Annotated in this window: 19 protein-coding genes; 5 read left to right on the forward strand and 14 right to left on the reverse strand. The window is 67.8% G+C overall.

Going from position 1 to position 21,790, the window contains the following annotated elements:
- The first annotated feature begins 3 nt into the window (after nt 1–3).
- Nucleotides 4–1,077, forward strand: coding sequence for an NUDIX domain-containing protein (locus tag AC3A6B_RS20850; RefSeq protein WP_487838565.1), 1,074 nt, complete (start codon nt 4–6; stop codon nt 1,075–1,077).
- 156 nt (nt 1,078–1,233) lie between these two features.
- On the opposite strand, the gene AC3A6B_RS20855 is transcribed toward AC3A6B_RS20850, so the two are convergent.
- From AC3A6B_RS20855 to AC3A6B_RS20880, 6 genes are read right to left on the reverse strand one after another with little or no spacing between them, the layout of a single operon-like run.
- Nucleotides 1,234–1,977: a lysophospholipid acyltransferase family protein gene (locus AC3A6B_RS20855; protein ID WP_487838566.1), complete on the reverse strand. Its 744-nt coding sequence runs from the start codon at nt 1,975–1,977 to the stop codon at nt 1,234–1,236.
- A 19-nt stretch (nt 1,978–1,996) separates the two neighbouring features.
- Nucleotides 1,997–3,268, reverse strand: coding sequence for a dihydroorotase (locus AC3A6B_RS20860; protein ID WP_487838567.1), 1,272 nt, complete (start codon nt 3,266–3,268; stop codon nt 1,997–1,999).
- Nucleotides 3,265–4,227 (reverse strand): aspartate carbamoyltransferase catalytic subunit, encoded by a 963-nt coding sequence (locus AC3A6B_RS20865; RefSeq protein ID WP_487838568.1) that lies wholly within the window; start codon nt 4,225–4,227, stop codon nt 3,265–3,267. Before AC3A6B_RS20865 ends, AC3A6B_RS20860 begins: the two co-directional genes overlap by 4 nt.
- Complete coding sequence (pyrR, locus tag AC3A6B_RS20870; protein ID WP_487838569.1) at nt 4,227–4,721, reverse strand: bifunctional pyr operon transcriptional regulator/uracil phosphoribosyltransferase PyrR; 495 nt, start codon at nt 4,719–4,721, stop codon at nt 4,227–4,229. Before pyrR ends, AC3A6B_RS20865 begins: the two co-directional genes overlap by 1 nt.
- Complete coding sequence (gene ruvX / locus AC3A6B_RS20875; protein WP_487838570.1) at nt 4,718–5,140, reverse strand: Holliday junction resolvase RuvX; 423 nt, start codon at nt 5,138–5,140, stop codon at nt 4,718–4,720. The genes pyrR and ruvX overlap by 4 nt, the downstream gene beginning before the upstream one ends.
- Before the next feature lie 11 nt (nt 5,141–5,151).
- Nucleotides 5,152–5,751 carry a YqgE/AlgH family protein gene (locus AC3A6B_RS20880; RefSeq protein ID WP_487838571.1) on the reverse strand — a complete coding sequence of 200 codons (600 nt, stop codon included), beginning with the start codon at nt 5,749–5,751 and terminating at the stop codon, nt 5,152–5,154.
- On the opposite strand from AC3A6B_RS20880, the gene AC3A6B_RS20885 reads away from it, so the two are divergent.
- Nucleotides 5,750–7,261 carry a cryptochrome/photolyase family protein gene (locus AC3A6B_RS20885; protein ID WP_487838572.1) on the forward strand — a complete coding sequence of 504 codons (1,512 nt, stop codon included), beginning with the start codon at nt 5,750–5,752 and terminating at the stop codon, nt 7,259–7,261. The two genes, AC3A6B_RS20880 and AC3A6B_RS20885, sit on opposite strands and share 2 nt — an antisense overlap.
- 18 nt (nt 7,262–7,279) lie before the next feature.
- Here the strand turns inward: AC3A6B_RS20885 and AC3A6B_RS20890 are convergent, their stop codons facing one another.
- The 6 genes from AC3A6B_RS20890 to AC3A6B_RS20915 all read right to left on the reverse strand — a co-directional run bounded on the left by AC3A6B_RS20890 (nt 7,280) and on the right by AC3A6B_RS20915 (nt 17,155).
- Entirely contained in the window at nt 7,280–13,198 is a 5,919-nt protein-coding gene (locus AC3A6B_RS20890) for a hybrid sensor histidine kinase/response regulator (RefSeq protein ID WP_487838573.1), read from the reverse strand.
- 16 nt (nt 13,199–13,214) lie between these two features.
- The gene (locus AC3A6B_RS20895) at nt 13,215–15,362 is read right to left on the reverse strand and encodes a methyl-accepting chemotaxis protein (protein WP_487838685.1); all 2,148 of its coding nucleotides are present in this window, start codon (nt 15,360–15,362) and stop codon (nt 13,215–13,217) included.
- A 226-nt stretch (nt 15,363–15,588) separates the two neighbouring features.
- A complete protein-coding gene (locus tag AC3A6B_RS20900; protein WP_487838574.1) occupies nt 15,589–16,122 on the reverse strand; it encodes a chemotaxis protein CheW in 534 nt (177 codons plus the stop codon).
- Nucleotides 16,123–16,141: 19 nt separating this feature from the next.
- On the reverse strand, nt 16,142–16,507 hold the full coding sequence (locus AC3A6B_RS20905; RefSeq protein ID WP_126838609.1) for a response regulator: 366 nt from the start codon (nt 16,505–16,507) through the stop codon (nt 16,142–16,144).
- Nucleotides 16,507–16,905, reverse strand: coding sequence for a response regulator (locus AC3A6B_RS20910; RefSeq protein ID WP_093109555.1), 399 nt, complete (start codon nt 16,903–16,905; stop codon nt 16,507–16,509). Before AC3A6B_RS20910 ends, AC3A6B_RS20905 begins: the two co-directional genes overlap by 1 nt.
- Nucleotides 16,906–16,984: 79 nt before the next feature.
- The gene (locus AC3A6B_RS20915; RefSeq protein ID WP_093109554.1) at nt 16,985–17,155 is read right to left on the reverse strand and encodes a rubredoxin; all 171 of its coding nucleotides are present in this window, start codon (nt 17,153–17,155) and stop codon (nt 16,985–16,987) included.
- Between the two features lie 109 nt (nt 17,156–17,264).
- On the opposite strand from AC3A6B_RS20915, the gene thiD reads away from it, so the two are divergent.
- From thiD to AC3A6B_RS20930, 3 genes are read left to right on the forward strand one after another with little or no spacing between them, the layout of a single operon-like run.
- Nucleotides 17,265–18,224 carry a bifunctional hydroxymethylpyrimidine kinase/phosphomethylpyrimidine kinase gene (gene thiD, locus AC3A6B_RS20920; protein ID WP_487838575.1) on the forward strand — a complete coding sequence of 320 codons (960 nt, stop codon included), beginning with the start codon at nt 17,265–17,267 and terminating at the stop codon, nt 18,222–18,224.
- Nucleotides 18,224–19,519: a glutamate-1-semialdehyde 2,1-aminomutase gene (gene hemL, locus AC3A6B_RS20925; RefSeq protein ID WP_487838576.1), complete on the forward strand. Its 1,296-nt coding sequence runs from the start codon at nt 18,224–18,226 to the stop codon at nt 19,517–19,519. Before thiD ends, hemL begins: the two co-directional genes overlap by 1 nt.
- Nucleotides 19,516–19,977: a hypothetical protein gene (locus AC3A6B_RS20930; protein ID WP_487838577.1), complete on the forward strand. Its 462-nt coding sequence runs from the start codon at nt 19,516–19,518 to the stop codon at nt 19,975–19,977. The genes hemL and AC3A6B_RS20930 overlap by 4 nt, the downstream gene beginning before the upstream one ends.
- Here AC3A6B_RS20930 and purH read toward each other — a convergent pair.
- Complete coding sequence (purH, locus tag AC3A6B_RS20935) at nt 19,974–21,545, reverse strand: bifunctional phosphoribosylaminoimidazolecarboxamide formyltransferase/IMP cyclohydrolase (protein ID WP_487838578.1); 1,572 nt, start codon at nt 21,543–21,545, stop codon at nt 19,974–19,976. The genes AC3A6B_RS20930 and purH overlap by 4 nt on opposite strands.
- Nucleotides 21,546–21,551: 6 nt before the next feature.
- Nucleotides 21,552–21,788, reverse strand: a complete 237-nt coding sequence (locus tag AC3A6B_RS20940) for a Fis family transcriptional regulator (RefSeq protein WP_028259705.1) — start codon at nt 21,786–21,788, stop codon at nt 21,552–21,554.
- Nucleotides 21,789–21,790: the final 2 nt, after the last annotated feature.

Below are 21,790 nucleotides of genomic sequence, written 5' to 3' on the forward strand. Positions count from 1 at the left end.
CTCATGACCGCCCAACTCGCAGCACACGATCTCGCCGTCCTCATCGGCCGTTTCCAGCCTTTCCACAACGCCCACCAGGCCCTGCTGAAAAGAGCGCTCGATGCGGCACCGCGCGTGGCGGTGGTGATCGGCTCCGCCTTCCAGGCGCGTTCGCCGAAGAACCCCTTCAGCTGGCAGGAGCGCGCGGAGATGATTCGCCTTGCACTGCCGGAGGCCGACCGGCAGCGCGTGCTCTGCGTGCCGATGCGCGATCACTTCGACGACGAGCGCTGGTACGCCGAGGTGCGGCAGGAGATCGATGCGGCTCTCTCCGCGCAAGGCGTCGCTCCTTCCTCCACGTCGACGGTGCTGATTGGCCACGTCAAGGACGCCACGCGCGACTACCTCCACGGCTTCGAAGGCTGGACGCTGCAGGCGGCGGAGCGCGTTCACACCGCGAGTACGAACGCGGTGCGCGCCGCGATCTTCGGCAGTGCGATGGACGCGCCGCAAACGCTGGCCCGCGCCGTGCCGGCAAGCACCCTCGCCTTTCTGCGCGCCTGGATGGCCGGGCCGCTATTCGACCAGCTGGCGCAGGAGTGGGAGATCCTCCGGCAGCACGACGCGTCATGGGCCGCATCGCCCTACCCGGTGGTGCTCGTCACCGTCGACTGCGTCGTGAAATGCCGCGACCACGCGCTGCTGATCCGCCGCGGCCATGCGCCTGGCAAGGGCCTGACGGCGGTGCCGGGCGGCTTTCTCGAACAGCGCGAGACCACGCTGCAGTCCGCGCTGCGCGAACTCGAGGAAGAAACGCACCTCGATCTGCCGGCCGCCACGCTGCTCGCCTGCCTGGCCAGCACCGAGGTCTTCGACCGGCCCGATCGCAGCCAGCGCGGCCGCACCATCACCCACGGGCACTTCTTCGATCTGGGCGATCGCGCGCTGCCTGCGGTGCGCGCGGACGACGATGCCGAGGCCGTCGAGTGGGTGCCGATCGGCGAGTTGTGCGCACGCGAAGAGCAGTTCCTGGACGACCACTTCCAGATGCTCGATCACTTTCTCGGACTGCTGCCCCGCCCGGACGCATTGGCGTAGCGCCCTGTAGGCCAACGCCCACGTGCGCGCATTGCCTTCTCCGGCAGGGCGGGAGGGGTGCGGCGGCTAATGTGCTTGCACATCCAGTTCCTCCTCCCGGCGCTTACCGCGCCGTTGCACAGCGCCCAACGGGGCGCTGTTTTTTTGCCTGCCTGCTCAGTGCGTCTGGCGGCGCAGAGCCTGCACGTCGGCATGCAGCGAAAGCGCCCAGGCGCGCCGATCGCGGCCCCAGGAGGGCTGGGGCTCGCCGAAGCGCACGATTGCCAGCAGCGGCGGCGCCTTCAGCACTTGCCACAGCGAGCTGGCCAGGTTGTCGTCGTCGATGTAGCGCGGCGCCTGACTGGTTTCGCCGGTGGCGGCATCGGCAAAACGCAGCGCGATGGGCTGCACCGGCGCACCCGAGGAGATGGCGGCCTGCAGCAGGTTGGCGTGGAAGGGCAGCACGCTGCTGCCGTCGCTGGTAGTGCCCTCGGGAAACACCGCGATCAGGTCGCCGTTGCACAGCGCCTCGGTCATGTGGTGCACCACGCGCAGCGCATCGCGGCGGCGTTCGCGCTCGATGTAGAGCGAGCCCGCACCGTTCGACAGCGTCCCGATCAGCGGCCAATACTGCACGTTCGCCTTGGAGACGAAGCGCACGTGGCGCGCCGCATGGATGGTGAGGATGTCGAGCCACGAAAGATGGTTGCTCACCATCAGCACCGGCCCGCGGGCCGGCGGCGTCCCCTGAACCACCAGACGGATGCCCATCAGGGTCAGCATGCGCTCGGCCCACTGCTGCACGCGCTGCTCGCGCTGCGCGGGCGAGAGCTTGTGGAACTGGGTGCGGATGGTCCACCAGCCGACGTGCGCATGCGCCAGGGCGCGCACCAGCTTCAGGAAGGCGGACAGGGCCTGCATCGCGTGGAGTTTCCCCGGTTCAGCCGTGGACCAGCCGCCCGCCCACCAGCGTGAAGCGTGCTTGCCCGCGCAGCGCGTAGCCGCCGAAGGGCGTGTGCTTGCCCTGGCTGCGCAGCGCCTCGGGCCGCACTTGCCATTCGAGCGCGGGATCGACGACGCAGAGGTCGGCCGCCACGCCCGGCAACGAGCGCCCGGCTTCCGCCGCGCCGATCAGCCTCGCCGGCGCGGCGCTCACGACCTCGATGGCACGCGCCAGCCCGGCGCCGCTCTGTTCGCCCCATTGCAGCGCCAGCGGCAGCAGCAGCTCGAGTCCGGTCGCGCCCGGCTCGCTTTCGGCAAAAGGCAGCGTTTTGGCGTCGGCCTCCACCGGTGTGTGGTCGGAGACCAGCGCGTCGATGGTGCCGTCGGCCAGTGCGGCCGAGAGCGCGTCGCGGTCGCGCTGCTGCCGCAGCGGCGGATTGAGCCGCGCCCGGCTGTCGAAGAAGCCGATATCGGTGTCGGCCAGATGCAGCGAGTTGATGCTGACATCGCAAGTGAGCGGCAGGCCTTCGGCTTTGGCGGCGCGCACCAGGTCGACGCCGGCCGCGCTCGACAGCCGGCACAGGTGCACGCGCGCGCCGGTGCCGCGCATCAGTTCGACGATGGTGAAGATTGCAATCGTCTCGGCGGCGACCGGCACGCCGGCCAGGCCGAGCCGCGTCGCGAGCGGGCCGCTGGCGGCCACGCCCTTTCCCAGGTCGCGGTCCTGCGGGCGCAGCCACACGGTGTAGCCGAAGGTGCTGGCGTAGAGCAGCGCGCGCTGCAGCACCTGCGTGTTGCCCAGCGGGATGTCGGCCTGGCCGAAGCCGATGCAGCCGGCCTCGGTGAGCTCGGCCATCTCGGTGAGCACTTCACCGGCGAGGCCGCGCGTAAGCGCGCCCAGCGGGAACAGGCGCGCGCTCTGCATCTTCTCGGCGCGGAACTTGAGCATCTCGACCAGGCCGGGCTCGTCGAGCACGGGGTCGGTGTCGGGCGGGCATACCAGGCTGGTGACGCCGCCGGCGACCGCCGCGGCCATCTCGCTTTCGAGCATGCCTTCGTGTTCGTAGCCGGGCTCGCGCAGGCGCGCGGCCAGGTCCACCAGGCCGGGCACGACGAGGCAGCCCTGGGCATCGAGAGTGCGGTCGGCGCGAAAGTCGGCGGGCGTGCTGCCGATGGTGAGCACCTTGCCGTCGGCCAGTGCGACCTCGGCCTGCTTGTCGAAGCCCGACGCAGGATCGATGACGCGCCCATGGGTGATCAGGATTTTCATGCTTCGTTTCCGGCGACGATGCTCATCACGGCCATGCGGACCGCGATGCCGAATGTGACCTGCGGCAGGATCACGCTCTGCCGGCCGTCGACCACGGCCGAGTCGATCTCGACGCCGCGGTTGATCGGCCCCGGATGCATCACGATCGCATCGGGCTTGGCGAGCTGCAGCTTCTCGGGCGTGAGGCCGTAGGTCTTGAAGAATTCCTGCGACGAAGGCAGCAGCGCGCCGCTCATGCGCTCGTTCTGCAGCCGCAGCATGATGATCACGTCGCAGTCCTTGATGCCTTCCTCGAGCGAGTGGCACACGCGCACGCCCATCTGCGCCATGTCGCCCGGCACCAGCGTCTTGGGGCCGACGACGCGCACCTCGGCGCAGCCCAGCGTGGTGAGGCCGTGGATGTCGGAGCGCGCCACGCGCGAGTGCAGCACGTCGCCGACGATCGCCACCGTGAGGTTCGCGAAATCCTTCTTGTAGTGGCGGATCGTGTACATGTCGAGCAGCCCCTGCGTCGGATGCGCGTGGCGGCCGTCGCCGGCATTCACCACGTGCACGTGCGGCGCGACGTGCTGCGCGATCAGGTAGGGCGCGCCCGATTCGCTGTGGCGCACCACGAACAGGTCGGCCGCCATCGCGCTCAGGTTGGCGATGGTGTCGAGCAGCGACTCTCCCTTGGTCGCCGACGAGCGCGCGATGTCGAGATTGATGACGTCGGCCGACAGCCGCTTGGCCGCGATCTCGAAGGTGGTGCGGGTGCGGGTCGAGTTCTCGAAGAAGAGGTTGAATACGCTCTTGCCGCGCAGCAGCGGCACCTTCTTCACTTCGCGGTCGCTCACGCTGGTGAAGTTGGCGGCGGTGTCGAGGATGTGGGTGACGATGTCCTTGGGCAGGCCCTCGATCGAGAGCAGGTGGATGAGCTCGCCGTTCTTGTTGAGTTGGGGGTTGCGTTTGTAAAGCATCAGGCTTTCTCCACCTGGAAGCTGAAGGCGCCCTTGTCATCGCGTGCCAATGCGAGCGATTGCACGGCGGGCAGCTCGAGCTTGGCCGCCGCAAAGTCGGCCGCCACCGGCAGCTCGCGCCCGCCGCGGTCGACCAGCACCGCGAGCCGCACGCAGGCCGGCCGGCCGAAGTCGAACAGTTCGTTGAGCACCGCGCGCAGGGTGCGCCCGGTGTAGAGCACGTCGTCGAGCAGGAGCACGTCGGCGCCGTTGACGTCGAAGGGCAAATGGGTCTGCGCGCTCGCGGCCAGGCCGCGGCGCGCGAAGTCGTCGCGGTGCATGGCCGAGGAGATGGTGCCGGGCGCGCCCGGCAGCCCCAGGTCTTTCTGCAGCCGTTCGACCAGCCAGGCGCCGCCGGAGGTGATGCCGACGAGGCGCGTGTCGGCGCGCATCAGGGATTGCACGCCGCGCAGCAGCTCGACGTAGAGCGCTTCGGCGTCTGGGATGGAGTTCACGGAAGGCTCCTCAGGAACTGTTCAAGAATGATGCAGGCCGATGCGGCGTCGGCGTCGCGCGCGCCCGAGGCCAGCGCCTCGGTCGTGCTGTAGCGCTCGTCGACCTCGTAGACAGGCAGGCCGAAGCGGCCCTTCAGTTGCCGGGCGAAGCGCTGGGCGGCCCGGGTGTTGTCGTGCGGCGCGCCGTCGGGGTGGTAGGGAACGCCGACCACCAGCGCGTCGGGCTGCCATTCGCGGATGCGGGCCTCGACCTGCGCAAAGCGTGCGTCGCCCTCGGCCTTGATGGTGGCTTGCGGCGTGGCGCTCTTCAACAGCCGGTTGCCGCTGGCGACACCGGTGCGTTTCTGCCCGTAGTCGAAGGCCAGAAAGCTTTGGAAATGGGAAGGGACAAGGACGGAAGGAGCAGCGCTGTCAGGCATCGCCGAAGCCTTCATGCATGTCCCGCATCCGGCGACAGGGTCCAGGCCTCCAGGCCCAGCAGCGACAGGGCCTTGTCGTAGCGCTGCTCGATCGGCGTGTCGAAGATCACCGCCGGGTCGGCAACCACCGTGAGCCAGCTGTTCTCGGCCAGTTCGGATTCGAGCTGGCCCTCGCCCCAGGCCGCGTAGCCGAGCGACACCAGCACCTTGCGCGGTCCGGCGCCGGTGGCCAGGGCTTCCAGCACGTCCTTGGAAGTGGTCATTTCCAACCCGCCCGGAATGGTCATGGTCGAGGCGTAGACGGATTCGTTGGGTTTCTCGGCATCCGAGAACACCGGCTCGTGCAGCACGAAGCCGCGCTCGGTCTGCACCGGCCCGCCCTGGAACACGGGCGCGCTGCCGAGCTCGGGGCGCGAGAGGTGGAGCTCGATCTTCTCGAACAGCACCTTGAGGTTGATGTCGCTGGGCTTGTTGATCACCAGGCCGAGCGCACCGCGCTCGCTGTGCTCGCAGAGGTAGACCACGCTGCGGCTGAAGGCCTTGTCTGTCAGCCCCGGCATCGCAATCAGGAAGTGATGCGTGAGGTTCATCGGGGCAGAATCGGAAGCCATGCCGCCGATTTTACTGGCCGTCGACAAAAGCTATCCCAAGGGCCTGATGTGGTTCCGCCGGGACCTCCGGGTGGACGACAACGCGGCGCTCTACCATGCGCTGCGCAATTGCCGGCAGGTGCTCTGCGTGTTCGTCTTCGACCGCGCGATCCTCGATGCGCTGCCGCGCGTGGACCGGCGCGTGGAATTCATCCGCGAATCGCTGGTCGAGCTGGATGCCGAGCTGCGCGCGCTGGGCGGCGGGCTGATCGTGCGCCACGCGGTGGCCGCAGACGAAATCGCGCCGCTGGCGCGCGCGCTGGATGTGCAGGCCGTGTTCGCGAACCGCGACGACGAGCCCGACGCTCTCGCGCGCGACGCCAAGGTCTTCGGCGCGCTCGCCAACGCAGGCATCGCCTTCCACACCCATAAGGACCAGGCTGTCTTCGAACGCGACGAGCTGCTGACCCGGACCGGCCAGCCTTACACGGTGTTCACGCCCTACAAGCGCGCGTGGCTGGCCAAGGTCGATGCCTTCTATCTGAAGCCCTATCCCGTGCGCGGCTACGCCGATGCGCTTGCGCCAGCGCCGGAGAAATTCAGCGCGCCGGTACCGACACTGGCCGAAATCGGCTTCGAAAGGAGCAACCTGGCCGAGCTCGACATCCCGACCGGCAGCCAGGGCGCCGCCGCACTGCTCGGCGACTTCTTCCAGCGCGTCGACCGCTACGACGCGACGCGCGACTACCCCGCGGTGCGGGGCCCCAGCTACTTGGGCGTCCACCTGCGATTCGGCACGGTCTCGATCCGGCAGCTCGCGGGCATGGCGCACCAGCTCTCGCTGCAGGGCGACGCGGGCGCAGCGACCTGGCTCGGCGAGCTGATCTGGCGCGACTTCTATTTCCAGATCCTCGCCCACCATCCGCACGTGGCCGAGGGCGGCGAATCGCGCAGCTTCAGGCCCGAGTACGACAGGATCCAGTGGCACCATGGCAAGCACGCCGACCTGCTGTTCGACGCCTGGTGCACGGGCCGAACCGGCTACCCGCTGGTCGACGCCGCCATGGCGCAGATCAACCAGAGCGGCTACATGCACAATCGGCTGCGCATGGTGGCGGCCAGCTTTCTCTGCAAGGACCTGGGGCTGGACTGGCGGCGCGGCGAGCGCTACTTCGCGCTGCATCTCAACGACTTCGAGCTGTCGTCGAACAACGGCGGCTGGCAGTGGGCGAGCTCCAGCGGCTGCGACGCGCAGCCCTACTTCCGGATCTTCAACCCGGTAACGCAAAGCGAGCGCTTCGACCCCGACGGCAAATTCATCCGCCGCTACCTGCCGCAGCTCGCCAGGCTGCCCAACGCGGCGATCCACGCGCCATGGACCGCCAAGCCGCTGGAACTGGAAGCGGCCGGAGTGAAGCTGGGCGAGAACTATCCGAAGCCGATCGTGGACCACGCCGAGGCGCGAGAGCGGACGCTGCAGCGTTATGGGGTGGTGCGCCAGGCGCTCGACAAGAGAAAGGGCAGCGCCTGAGGCCGCTGCCCTGCCCGCTCAAGCCGCCATCGCCACCGGCACCTCGGCACTGGTGTAGCTGCGAACCAGCCGCAGCAGCTCTTCTTCGGAATAGGGCTTGCCGAGGTAGTGGTTGACGCCCAGTGCACGCGCGTGATCGCGGTGCTTCTCGGCGATGCGCGAGGTGATCATGATGATCGGCAGGCCGGCCAGCGACTCGTCGGCGCGGATGTTGCGCGCAAGGTCGAAGCCGTCCATGCGCGGCATCTCGATGTCGGACAGCACCACGGCCGGCCGTTCCTGCTGCAGGCGTTCGAGCGCCTGCAGGCCATCGGCCGCCAGCGACACGCGGTAGCCTTCGCGCTGCAGCAGACGCTGCGTGACCCGCCGCACCGTGATCGAGTCGTCGACCACCAGCACCAGCGGAATCTGCGGCGCCGCCTGCGGGGCCACCACGGCATCGGCGCCGCGCGCACCCTGCTGCAGCGCCGCGGCCGCTGCCGCTGCGCCCTTGGCCTGAAGCTGGCGCGCTTTCTCGCCATGCACCGCGGCCAGCGCGACGGGGTTGTAGATCATCGCCACCGCGCCGGAAGCCAGCACCGAGATGCCAGCCATGCCCGGCAGCCGCGAGAGCTGCGGCCCGAGGTTCTTGACCACGACTTCCTGGTTGCCCAGCACTTCGTCCACGTGCAGCGCCACGCGCTGCTGCGCGCTGCGGACCATGACGATGGTGTTGGTCTTGCCGGTTGCGCGCTCGCTGCGCGCCGAAGACTGCAGCAATGCGCCGGCCCAGAAGAAGGGCACCTGCTCGCCGGCGAAGGCATAGCGCTGGTTGAGGTAGGCGGTTTCGAGCTCGGAGCCGCTGGCGCGCTGCACCAGCTCCACCAGGTTGGACGGCACGCCGATCGAGGTGGCGCCGGTGCGCAGCATGACCACGTGGGTCACGGCGGTGGTCAGCGGCAGCACGAGCTTGAAGCTGGTGCCCTCGCCCGGCCTGCTCTGGGTTTCGATGCGGCCGCCGAGCGCCGCGACCTGCGCGCGCACCACGTCCATGCCGATGCCGCGGCCGGCCAGTTCGGAGACTTGCTCGGCGGTCGAGAAGCCGGGCTGGAAGATCAGTTCGGCGGCCTCGTCTTCGCTGAGCTTCTGGCCTTGGGCGATCAGGCCCAGGGACTGCGCGCGCTCGAGGATGCGCTTGTGGTTGAGGCCCGCGCCGTCGTCGCGGAAGCTCACCGAGACGTCGTTGCCTTCGTGGTGCAGCTCGATGACGATCAGGCCGCTGGCATCCTTGCCGGCCTTCTCGCGCGCCGCCACGTCTTCGATGCCGTGTGCGACGCAGTTGCGCAGCAGGTGCTCGAAGGCGGGCGTCATGCGGTCCAGTACGCCCCGGTCCATCTCGATCGAGCCGCCGATGATGTCGAGGCGCACCTGCTTGCCGGTGTCCTTGGAGGCCTGCCGCACCACGCGGTAGAGGCGCTCGGAAATGCCTTCGAATTCCACCATGCGGGTGCGCAGGAGCCCGCGCTGGAGTTCGCGCGTCTGGCGCGCCTGTGCGCTCAGGTCGTCTTCGGTCGCCTGCACGGTCTTCTGGAGCGTGCGCTGGACGGTGGCCACGTCGTTGACCGACTCGGCCATCATGCGGGTGAGTTCCTGCACGCGCGTGAAGCGGTCGAACTCGAGCGGGTCGAAGCCCTGCTGCGAGTCCTTGGCCTGGGCCAGGCGCGATTGCATCTGGCTTTCGGCCTGGACCTCGATGTCGCGCAGCTGCTGGCGCAACCGGTCGAGGTTGCCGGTGAGGTCGCCGAGCGAGCTGCGCAGCTGGCCCAGTTCGGCCTCGAGCCGCGAGCGCGTGATGATGACCTCGCCGGCCTGCGCCACCAAGCGGTCGAGCAGGTGGGTGCGAATGCGCACCGCCTGGCTCGAGATGGTGCGCAGCGGCGTCAATGCGGACGGCGAAGGCAGTGCGACCGCGCGGCGCGCCGCATCGGCCTCGGCAATGGGCGCCGGCTCTGCCGTGCCGGTCTCCGGCTCGGCAGCGTCGGCTGCTGCTTCTGCCGCGGCCGACACGGCGGGAGCCGCCGGCGCGGCAGCGACCACCCGCTGCACCAGCTCGGTCTGGATCGCGTCGTCGGCGGCGCGCAGCCCGTCGAAGGTGGCCTGCAGCGTGTCGAAGCGGGTCAGCAGGTGCTCGATCGCCTGGCGGTCGGCGCCCTCGGCGCTGATCGCCTCGATCTCGGATTCCATGCGGTGGGCACGTTCGCCCAGTCGCATGGCACCGGCCAGGCGGGCGCTGCCCTTGAGCGTGTGCAGGGTGCGCAGCGTGGAGGCGCGGGGCGCCGGATCCTCGGGATGCTGCGACCACTCGCGCAAGGCGCTGCCGAGCTGGGGCAGCAGTTCGGCCGCCTCTTCCTCGAAGATCGGGAACAGGTCGACGTCGATCACGTCGGTGACGTCGATCGCGTCCTCGGAGTCGTCGAGCGCCACATCGGGCACGGCAAAGCGCAACGAGGCCACGGATCCGATCGCGGCTTCGCCCATGTCGATCGGCATCGGCGAGGCTGCGACATCGCGCAGCGCGCGCATGGTTTCTTCGGCGGGCTCGTGCAGGAAGCCGGCGGCGAACTGGTGCAGCAGGCGCCGCAACTCTTCGGCCGCCGCCAGCAGCACGGCACCCTGCGCCGGCGTGCCGCGGCCCTGCATGTGCAGATGCTGCAGCGCGGCCTCGATCGAGCGCGCCATGTCCGACAGGCCCTGGAAGCCTACGGTCGCGGAACTGCCGGCGAGGGAATGGGCGAGCCCGATGGTCGAATCCGACACGCGTTCATGCGTTTCGAGCGCCCACTCGCCGACCTCGGTGGCCAGCTGGCGCGACCATTCGTCGGCTTCGTTGAGATAGACGTTGTAGAGCGCGATGCCGATGCGCAACGGGCCGATCACCTTGACCTGGTCGTCGGCGCTCGGTACGGCCGGACGCTCGGGCTCGGCTTCGGGTTCTGCGCTTGCGGCAATCGCTTCGGGCTCGGGTTCTTCCAGCGCCTGCGACAGTTCTTCAACCGCCTGCTCGGCGACCGCCGGAGCCTCGGGCTCCGGTGTGGCTTCAGGCTCGACGTGCAGTGCCCAAGCAGGCTCCGGCGCGGGCTCGGGTTCTGCAGCAGGAGCCGGGACCGGAGCAGGAGCCTCGAGGGCGGGCTCGGCCGGCAGCGCCAGCGCGGGCTCGATCGAGACGTGCGCGGTTTCGAGGAAGTCGATTTCTTCGAGCTCGGCCGGCGGCACGGGCTCTTCCAGCGCAGAGGTCGGCTTGGCTTCGAAATCGAGGAAATCGGTCGAGGCGAATTCGTCGACGTCGACGCTGGCGGAATGAGGCACGGGTTCCGGCGCGCCCTCGCTCGGCGTCTCGTCCGCGACCGGCCCCAGATCGAATTCGATCTCGGGCAATTCCGGCAGGGGAAGGGGCTCGGGCTGGGCGTCGGGCGCAGCCTTGGCCTCGGCGATGGTTTCTTCCGCCGCGATATGGCGTGCCGCGGCCACGAGGGCCTCAGCGTCGGCCACGCGCGCCGACGGCGCGAGCGGTTCGCCGGTGCGCAGCGCTTCGGCCATGCTGCGGAAGGGTGCGGACTGCCAACCGTGCGGTTCGCTGGCGGCGATGGCCTCGACCCACTTCGCGAAATCCGTCAGTGCGCGCTTGGTGCCGGCCAGCAGTTCGGGCGTGGCCGGACGCTGGTCGGCGAGCCAGGTGTTGAGCACCTGCTCGAAGGACCAGGCGGCTTCGCCGAAATCCATCAGCCCGACCATGCGCGAGCTGCCCTTGAGGGTGTGGAAGGCGCGCCGCAGCACGGTCAGCTCGCCGTTGTCGTCCGGCTGCGCGCCGAGCGCCGACACGGCGGCCAGGCCGTTGTGCAGCACCTCGCGCGCCTCGTCGAGGAAGATGTTCTGGAGATCGTCTTCCTCGAGCTCCGTCACTTCGGTGTCGGGCAGGGCCTCCAACGGCGCGGGGCCGGTGATCTTGGCAGTCCAGCTCGCGGTGGCTTTGCTGAATTCCTCGATCGGCGAAGGCGCCTTGCGCGTCGGGACAGCCAGCGCGGCAAGCTTGGCTGCAATCTGGGCATCGACTTCTTCGACGCTCAGCACGGTGTCGGTGACCGCGACAGGTCCGGAAGCGGAGGCAAAGGAAACCGGTGCCGTCGCTTCGGGCACGGCGGTGTCGTTGGCCTGGCGGCCCATCAGCGGCTTGAGCTCGCCGGCTTCGCTGTCGAACACGAACAGGCGCTTGGCCAGCGCCGGCTGGTAGCCGAGCATGTCGATCAGGAAACCCAGCGCGCCGAGGTTGTTGCCGAGCGCGTCGAAATCGCTGGCTTCGGTGGCAGCGGCTTCCTCGGCCAGCAGCTGGTCGACGTTGTCGCGCATGCGCTGCACGGTCTGCGCAGCCTGGTCGAGGCCGAGCACCGAGAACACGCCGCGCATCTGCAGCAGCTGGGTCGGTACGGTGCGCAGCACACTCTTGTCGGCCGGGCGACGGAAGAACTGATCGAGCGATTTTTCGAGTTCGCTCAGGTGGGCGCGCAGTTCGCCGACCACGGTGCCCATGGTCTGGCGGTCGCTCACGCGGCGGTAGAGCTCTTCCATCCACGGCTCGAGCGGCTCCGAACGGCCGCCTTCGCGCACGCGTTCGATGCGGCCGGCCAGTTGCACCGTGCGCGCCGTCAATTGCCGGTCGTGCGGATCGAGGTCCTCGAAGGCGGCTTCGAGATAGAGAACCGAGGTCGCGACTTCCATCGCCAGCTCGGTGGCCGGCGGCTTGGCCGAACGCAGCGAAGCGTCGACCGCGTTGTTCATGGCCTGCACCATCGGCAGGCTCGGCGGATGCAGCTTCTGCAGCGACTCGCCGAGCTGGGCGAAGGTGTCGGCCACCTGCCGCGTGCGCGAGACGTCGCCGCCCGAGAGCGCCGACCACATTTCCTTGGCGGCCTCGATGCGCTTGCGCGCCTGCGCGAGCACCAGCGGGTCGAAGCGGCCGAACTGCTCGATCGCGTAGTCGACCTTCTGCTCGTTGGCCACGCCCCAGGCGACGCGCACCGCGCGCAGCGTGGCGGCTTCGTCGCGCGGGCCGGGCACGGCCTGCGCGCAGAAGAAGAGCAGGTCCTGGCCCAGGCGATCCGACACCGTGTTGTCGCCGCGCGCCAGGGTGGCGTATTGCAGCAGCACGCGCGAAGCGGCCCGCTTCACATGGGAATCGGTCGGAATCAGCGACAGCGCCAGGGCCTCGAAGAAGCCGGCTGCGAGGGTCCAGAAACTGGCGACGCGCGGCACCGAGGCGCCGCGTCCCAAGCCCAGACACAGGGCCTGAAGGCGCCGCGCGGCATGCTCATCGCCGCTCTTGACGATCTTGAGCACTTCGCGGTCGAGCTTGGAGCGGACCGCCGGGTCGTACACCAGCGCGGTCTGCGTCGGCGCCGGCTTGATCTCGACCCAGCGCCAGCTCATGCTCCACAGGTCGGCCGGGTGGACGCGTTCGTTGCCGACCAGTTCCAGCACGTCGCGGTACTGGGGGAACAGCGCGACCGAGGACACGGTCTTGCCCGCCAGCAGCGCATTGAGGAAATCGGTGGCGGCGAAGCCCGCGCGGTCGATCTTGTGGACGGCGGCTTCGGTGCAGCGCGCGGGCTCCGTGATGAAGCTCTGGACCGCGAATTCCATCGCGCCCAGCACCAGCGCCGGCGCCGAATGGCCCACCATCTGCAGCGCACCGACGGCCTGGTGCAGCTGCTGCCGCGCCATGCGCAGCGGCGTGGTGTCGGTCTCCGGGGCGCTGCCGGCCTCGCGGGCGAAGCGCCGCAGCGTCTTGCTGGCGTTGTCGAGCGACTTCTGGATTTCTCCGAGCACCCAGGCCAGCGGCCCGAGATCTTCGGTGGCTGGCGCGTTGCCAGCTACTGGGGCGGTGGCAGGGCTTTGGATCGACACGTTCTGCGCTCGGCGTTCAGACAATCTTGAAACGAGACACCGACTGGCGCAGTTCCTCGGCCATGTGCGAGAGCTCGCGGACCTGCTGTGCGGTGGTGCGCGTGCCTTCGCCGGTCTGCTCGGTCACGGCGAAAATGTGCTGGATGTTGGCGGCCACGACGTTGGCCGAGTCGGCCTCGCGGGAAGCGGATTGCGAGATCTGCTCGATCAGCTCGGCAAGGCGGCGCGACACGCGGTCGATCTCGGACAGCGCGGTACCGGCGTTGTCGGAGAGCTTGGCCCCTTCCACCACACCCTGCGTGGAGCGCTCCATGGCGCCCACCGCATCCTGCGTGTCGGTCTGAATCGCCTTCACCAGCGCCGAGATCTGGCGCGTGGCGTCTGCGGAGCGTTCGGCCAGTCGCTGCACTTCTTCCGCCACCACCGAGAAGCCGCGGCCGGCCTCGCCGGCCGACGCGGCCTGGATGGCGGCGTTGAGCGCCAGCACGTTGGTCTGTTCGGTAATGTCCGAAATCAGCTCCGTGATTTCGCCGATCTCCTGCGAGGATTCGCCGAGGCGCTTGATGCGCTTGGAGGTTTCCTGGATCTGGTCGCGGATCGAGTTCATGCCGCCGATCGCGTTCTGCACGGCCTGCAGGCCGGAGGAAGCGGCTTCCAGCGACTGGCGCGCCACCGTGGCCGACTCCTGCGCCTGTGAGGACACGCCGTTGATTCGCTCGGCCATCGTGAGCACCGACTGGCCGGTTTCGCGGATCTCGCGCAGCTGCTCGGTGGAGGCGGCGAGCAGTTCGGTCGAGGTGCTTTCCACCTGCGAGGTGGTCTGCGCCACGCGCGTGGCCGTGTTCTGCACGTTGCCCACCAGCAGGCGAAGTTCTTCCACCGTGTAGTTCACCGAGTCGGCGATGGCGCCGGTGATGTCTTCGGTCACCGTCGCTTCCTGCGTCAGATCGCCTTCGGCAACGGTCTGCAGTTCGTTCATCAGCCGCAAGATCGCCGCCTGGTTGGCGGCATTGACGCGGCCCGCGTCTTCGCTCGCGCGCTCGGCGGCGAGACGCTCGCGTTCGGCGGCCAGGGCGCGTTCGCGGCCTTCGCGCACCTGCACGAAGCCGATGGCACCGGCCAGCGCCAGCGCGGCCAGCGACAGCACGAACAGCATCACCACCGTGCCGGCGCCGAGGCCGGTGCGGGCGGAGAGCTTGTCCTGCAGGTCGCCGAGCGAGGTACGCAGCGGTTCGCTGTCGGCCAGGATGGCGGCCTGCGCTTCGCGCGCAGCGACCAGGCCCTGGAGGTTGCCCAGAATGGCGCCGGCTTGCGTGCGCGTCTGCTCGTAGGTCTTGAGAATGGCTTCGAGCTGCTGGCGCGTCTGCGCATCGCGCGAGCCGGGCAGGCGCTGCTGGGCATTGCCCTCGAGCAGGCCGCGCGTGACTTCCTGGAAGGTGTTCAGGTCTTTGCCGAGCAGGAACACCGCGTCGGGGCTCACGCCTTCGACGGTAAGGAATTCATTGGCCGACTTGCCGATGCGCTGCGTCAACATCACGAGTTGGCCGGCGGCCGAGATCTCGGGCAGGGTGGCGTTCTGCTGCATCTTGAGCGAAGCCACGGTCTCGGTCATTTCGAGCAGGTCGGAAGACTGGCGATTGATGTCGCGCAGCGCGGTACCCACCTGCGTCAGGATCTGCTGCTGGGCCAGCACGGCCTTGGCGCTCTTGTCGGCGCGCTCGACCAGCGGCGTGATCTTGCCGAGTTCGGCGTCGTACTGGCCGCCCACGCGTTCCAGCTTGAGCGAATCGTCGCCGTTTGCCAGGCCCTGCACGCGCCGCGTGAGGTCGTCCGAGCTGTCCTTGACTTCCGCGAAAGCGGGAACGTTGCCCACCAGCGCCTGCGAGACCGACTTGGCGAGACGCTGCGACTGCATCAGCGACTGGCCGGTGGCCGCAACCTGTTGCGCCAGCCGTTCGGCGCGCAGGATGGCGGAGCCGGCGACGAGCAACAGCAACAGCACCACGGTCGCGAGCACGATCGCGAGTACGCGCTGCTGGCGCGCCGGGTTCGAGCGCAGCGAGCGCACCGCGCCCGCGGGCCCCGGCGGAACCGCGCCCCGGGTTTCGGCCTGCGCCGGTTCATCGAGGCTGCCGGCCGGCGCCTGGTCGTTGGCGGCGTCCATAGCGAGAACCGGCTCGGGCGCCGACTCGGGCATCGCGTCGCGCCGGATGCGCACCGTTTTCTCTTCGGGCGGCTGCACGGTTTCCATGTTGTCGAGCGACAGGGTCGAGCCGCTGTCGACACGCATGTTGACGTTGTCGCCACCGGCGGGCAGGAATTTCTTGAACTTGTCGGCGATCGAGCTCACGGTCGGTCCTTCAGGTAGTAGTCGGTGCCAAGCGTTCCGCTCAGGCGCCGATGCTCAAAAATTGGGGTTGCTGGGATAGCGCCTGCAGGTTGATTTCCTGCCAGCGCCCGCCGGCGGCGTCGGTGTACGAATGTCCCAGCCAGGCCGGGGCGTCGCCATCCGGGGCCTGCGATTCGGTGAAGGCTTCGACGCCGCGCAGACCGACCAGCCGGTCGATCAGCAAGGCGCAATTGACTTCGAGCATCTCGTTGAGTGCGACGAGACGAGACTGGGCGCGCGCCGCTTCGCTCTGCACGGGCGCAGCGGCTGAGCCCGAGGCAAAAGTGGAAAGCTGCACGATGCCGTACAGCCCGCCGCGCAGGTTGGCGACGCCCAGGAACCACGGCGCCGTGTACGGCACGGCCTGAGGCGCCGTCCAAGGAAAGATCTCGCCGGCGTGCCCGAGCGGGAACAGGTACTTCGACTCGCCCGCTTCCACGGCGAGCCACGAAGCGGAAACGCCCGAGGTGCGTGCCGCCTGCAGGCGGCTGGCAAGCCGGGACTGGAATGCGCGGAGAGCGTCGCGGTTGGCCATGTACGAAAAACTGTCGGATTCAGGCGAGCGCGCTGATCTTTGCCATCAGCTCGGCGGCATTGACCGGCTTCACGATGTAGTCACGGGCACCCTGGCGCATGCCCCAGAGGCGATCGGTTTCCTGGTTCTTGCTCGTGCACATGATGATCGGCACCGATTCGTACTTCGGATTGCGGGCGATCGCGCGCGTGAGCTGGAAGCCGTTCTGGCCGGGCATCACGATGTCCATGAGAATCAGGTCGGGCTGCTCTTCCTCGAGCCGGCGCATCGCGTCCTCGGCATTCTCGGCGGTTTTCACCGAAAAGCCGTTCTTTTGAAGAAGTTCAGTGAGAAAGATCAATTCCGTCTTGGAATCGTCGACCACGAGTACCTTGCGAATAGCCATTACTGCACTTCCTGCGAAACGATGCCGAACTGCTGCACAGCCTGGAGCAGTTGGTCTTTGGTGAAGGGTTTGGTGAGATAGTCCTGGGAACCGACCATGCGGCCGCGGGCCTTGTCGAACACGCCATCCTTGGAGGAGAGCATCACGACCGGGACATTGGAAAAATGGGCGTTGCGCTTGATGATGGCGCAGGTCTGATAACCGTCGAGGCGCGGCATGAGGATGTCGCAGAAGATGAGGTGCGGCTTGTGATCATTGACTTTCGACAATGCGTCGAACCCGTCTTCGGCCAGCAGGACCTCGTGCCCCCCCTGCTTGAGGAAGATCTCGGCGCTGCGCCGAATGGTGTTGCTGTCGTCGATGACAAGCACCTTGTAACCCGATCCATTCGCGCTCATTCGCACGCTCCTCTATTAATACCTCGATGACCGCAACGCCCTCGACGAGGGACGCAAGGAAGCACGCCTATGCCATGCTTCAGATTTCAACCATTTCGAAGTCTTCCTTGCGCGCCCCGCATTCGGGACAGGTCCAGTTCATCGGAACATCTGCCCATGCCGTGCCGGGCGCAATACCATCTTCTGGCACTCCCACCGCTTCGTCGTAGATCCACCCGCAAATCAGGCACATCCAGGTTTTCGTATTCATCGCAGCTTAAAGTCCCTGTTCATAGAATGCAACGATCGTATCCAAACGTATCAACAAAACCCGTGACAAGCGTCTCAGATATGCCACCATCTGGTGAGCCCTGTGGCGTATGAAAACTTTCCTACTACCACCAGAGCACGACCGCAAAGTGAGCGATCTTACCGACCCCCAGAACGATGAAACCGCCGAGAGCGAGTTGAATCCGCCGTGCGTGCTGGTCTTCAACGCGAGCGATCCGAGCGGAGCCGGAGGCCTGGGCAGCGACGCCTTGGCCATGGCCTCGGTCGGCGCCCACATGCTGCCGGTCGTGACCGGTGCCTACGCGCGCGACACCGCCGAAATTTTCGATCACTTCACTTTCGACGAGGAGGCCGTGGCCGAGCAGGCGCGCGCCATTCTCGAAGACGTGGAGGTGCAGCTTATCAAGGTGGGCTTCGTCGGCTCGCCCGAAAACCTCAGCACCGTGGCCGAGACCGCGACCGACTATCCCGAAGTGCCGGTGGTCGCCTACATGCCCAACCTGTCGTGGTGGGAAGACACGCAGATCGAGGCCTATCTCGATGCGTTTCGCGAGCTCGTGCTGCCCCAGACCACCGTGCTGGTGGGCAACCACAGCACGCTGTGGCGATGGCTCCTGCCGGACTGGGCCGGCGAGCGTCCGCCCACCGCGCGCGACATCGCCAAGGCGGCCGGCGAGTTCGGCGTGCCCTACACGCTGGTGACCGGGCTGGTGCTGCCCGACCAGTTCATCGACAACGTGCTGGCGTCGCCGCAGTCGGTGCTCGCGAGCGAGAAGTACGAGCGCCTCGACGCCGTGTTCGCCGGCGCGGGCGACACGCTCTCGGCCGCGCTGGCTGCGCTGCTCGCCAGCGGCACCGACCTGGTCGCGGCCACCACCGAAGCGCTGAGCTACATGGACCGCTGTCTGGATGCCGGTTTCCGCCCCGGCATGGGCCACGTGCTGCCCGACCGCCTGTTCTGGGCCCAGCCCGAGGACGACGAAGACAACGACGACGATCCCGCCTCTCCCTCCGACTTTGCCCTGCCACCCCACGACACCCGACATTGATGCCACACGCCACCGACAAGAACGACATCCTCTTCGAGCGCGCCCGCGCCGTGATTCCCGGCGGGGTCAACTCGCCCGTGCGCGCCTTCAGGGCCGTCGGCGGCACGCCGCGCTTCGTCAGGCGCGCGCAGGGCGCCTACTTCTGGGATGCCGCGGACCAGCGCTACATCGACTACATCGGCTCCTGGGGGCCGATGATCCTGGGCCACGGCCATCCCGCCGTGGTTGATGCGGTGCAGCGTGCGGTGACGGAAGGCTTCTCCTTCGGCGCACCGACCGAGCGCGAGATCGAGCTCGCCGAAGCCATCCTGGCACTCGTGCCGTCGATGGAGATGGTGCGCCTCGTGAGCTCCGGCACCGAAGCCGCGATGAGCGCGCTGCGCCTGGCGCGCGGCGCGACCGGGCGCAAGTACATCATCAAGTTCGAAGGCTGCTACCACGGTCACGCCGATGCGTTGCTGGTCAAGGCTGGCTCGGGCCTCGCGACCTTCGGCAATCCGACCTCGGCCGGCGTGCCGCCCGAGGTGGTGCAGCACACGCTGGTCCTCGAATACAACAACCTGGCGCAGCTCGAGGAAGCCTTCACGCTGCATGGACACGAGATCGCCTGCCTGATGATCGAGGCCATCGCCGGCAACATGAACTTCGTGCGCGCGAGCGCCGCCTTTGCGCAGCGGTGTCGCGAGCTCTGCACGAAGCACGGCGCGCTGCTGGTGTTCGACGAGGTCATGACGGGCTTCCGCGTCGGCCTGCAGGGCGCACAGGGCGTGCTGGGCATCCGGCCAGACCTCACGGTGCTGGGCAAGGTGATCGGCGGCGGCATGCCGCTCGCGGCCTTCGGCGGGCCGCGCGCGATCATGGAACAGCTCGCGCCGCTCGGACCGGTGTATCAGGCCGGTACGCTCTCGGGCAACCCGGTGGCCACGGCCTGCGGCCTCGCGACATTGAAGGAAGTGGCCAAGCCCGGCTTCTTCGACGGGCTGTCACACAAGACGCGTACGCTGGTCGACGGGCTGAAGTCGGCCGCGGCAGCGGAAGGCATCGCCTTCAGCGCCGACAGCGAAGGCGGCATGTTCGGCTTCTTCCTGCTCGATGCGCTGCCGCAGAACTACAGCACGGTCATGACCACCGACAACACCAGATTCAATGGCCTGTTTCACGGCCTGCTCGAGCGCGGCGTCTACATCGCGCCGGCGCTGTACGAGGCCGGCTTCGTGAGCGCAGCCCACAGCGACGAAGACATCGCCGCAACGATCGAAGCGGCACGCCAGATCTTCAAGACGCTGCGCGCATGAAGCTGCGCAGCTGGCTGGCCTGGCTGGCCTTTGCGCCGGGCCTCGCCTTCGCGCAGGCCGATATCGGAAAGGCCTGGTTCAACGCCGGCTTCTACTCCCACCACTTCGACCGCGACAAGGGGCTGGTGGACGGCAATCCCGGCCTCGGGATCGAATGGCCGCTCGACGAAACCTATTCGCTCACCGCCGGCCTGTTCCGCAACAGCGACCGCGAGCGCTCGCACTACGTCGGCCTGTACGTGATGCCCTTCGAATTCCACGGCGTGAAGTTCGGCGCCGTGGTCGGCGCCTTCGACGGCTATCCGCGATCCAACAACGGCGGCTGGTTTCCGGCGCTGATCCCGACCGCGGCCATCGAAGGCAAGAACTGGGGGCTCAACATCGCCATCGTTCCCAACATCAGGAACCGCCTCTACGGGGCGGTGAGTTTCCAGCTCAAGTACCGCTTCGGCGGCTAGTGCCGGAAGTGGCGCACGCCTGACAGCACCATGACCACGCCGCGCTCGTCCGCGGCATCGATCACCTCCTGATCGCGCATCGAGCCGCCGGGCTGGATCACGCAGCTCGCGCCGGCATCGACCACCACGTCGAGCCCGTCGCGGAACGGGAAGAAGGCGTCGCTCGCGACCGCCGTGCCTTGCAGCGACAGGCCCGCGTGCTGCGCCTTGATGCTCGCGATGCGCGCCGAATCGAGCCGGCTCATCTGGCCGGCACCCACACCCATCGTCATGCCGTCGGCGCAGAACACGATCGCGTTGCTCTTGACGAACTTCGCGACCTTCCATGCGAACAGAAGATCCTGCAGCTGCTGCGGCGACGGTTGTTTCTTGCTCACCACCTTGAGCTCGTCGATCGAGAGCTCGCGGTTGTCGGCGGTCTGCATCAGGAGGCCCGAACCGATGCGCTTCACGTCCACCGCATTGCGGCCGTTGTCCCAGTCGCTGGTGCCGCCCGGCGGCAGCGCGATCTCGAGGATGCGCACATTGACCTTGCTCTTGAACACTTCGAGCGCCTCCGGCGCATAGCCGGGCGCCATCAGGACTTCGACGAACTGCTTGCCCACGGCTTCGGCCGCGGCGCGGTCCACCGTCCGGTTGAAGGCGATGATGCCGCCGAAGGCCGAAGTCGGATCGGTCTTGAAAGCCTTGGCGTAGGCCTCGTGCGCATCCTTGCCGACCGCGACGCCGCAGGGGTTGGCATGCTTGACGATCACGCACGCGGGCGTGTCGAAGCTCTTCACGCACTCCCAGGCCGCATCGGCATCGGCGATGTTGTTGTAGCTGAGTTCCTTGCCCTGCAGCTGCTTCGCCGTGACCAACGAGCCGGGCGCGGGGTACAGGTCGCGATAGAACGCGGCCTGCTGGTGCGGGTTCTCGCCGTAGCGCAGGTCCTGCAGCTTGATGAAGCGGCCGTTGCTCTGCGCCGGGAAGAGCGCATGCGTGCCGCCGTCCTGGATGCGCGACAGGTAATCGCTGATCGCGCCGTCGTACTGGCTGATTCGGTTGAAGGCGGCGACGGAGAAGGCGAACTTGGTCTTGTCGCTGAGCTTGCCGTCGGCCCTGAGTTCGGCCAATGCTTGCGGGTATTGCGCTGCGTCGGTCAGCACGCCGACGTCCTTCCAATTCTTGGCCGCGCTGCGCACCATAGCCGGGCCGCCGATGTCGATGTTCTCGATCGCGTCTTCCAGCGTGCAGCCGGGCTTGGCGACAGTGGCTTCGAAGGGATAGAGGTTGACCACCAGCAGATCGATGGTGTCGATGCCGTGCTCCTTCAAGGCCGCCATGTGCGCCCGCACATCGCGCCGCGCCAGCAGGCCGCCATGCACCTTGGGATGCAGCGTCTTCACGCGGCCGTCGAGCATCTCGGGAAAGCCGGTGAGCTCGGCCACTTCGGTTACCGGCAGGCCGGCATCGGCCAACAGCTTGGCAGTGCCGCCGGTGGAGAACAGGCGGACGTCCAGCGCATGGAGCGCTTGCGCGAATTCGAGGATGCCGGTCTTGTCGGAAACGGAAATCAGTGCGTTCATCAAGGGCTACTTCAGGAGTTTGTGTTCGACCAGCTTTTTTCGAAGCGTGTTGCGATTCAGGCCCAGCCATTGCGCGGCCTTGGACTGGTTGCCCTCGGCGCGCGTCATCACGACGTCGAGCAAGGGCTTCTCGACCACGCGCACCAGCATTTCGTACATGCCGTCGGGTTCGGTGCCGCGCAGGTCACGGAAATAACTGTCCAGACTGTTGCGCACGCAGTCTTCGATATGTTTCTTGCTCATGG

The organism is Variovorax sp. Soil_C_33 (assembly GCF_057656935.1).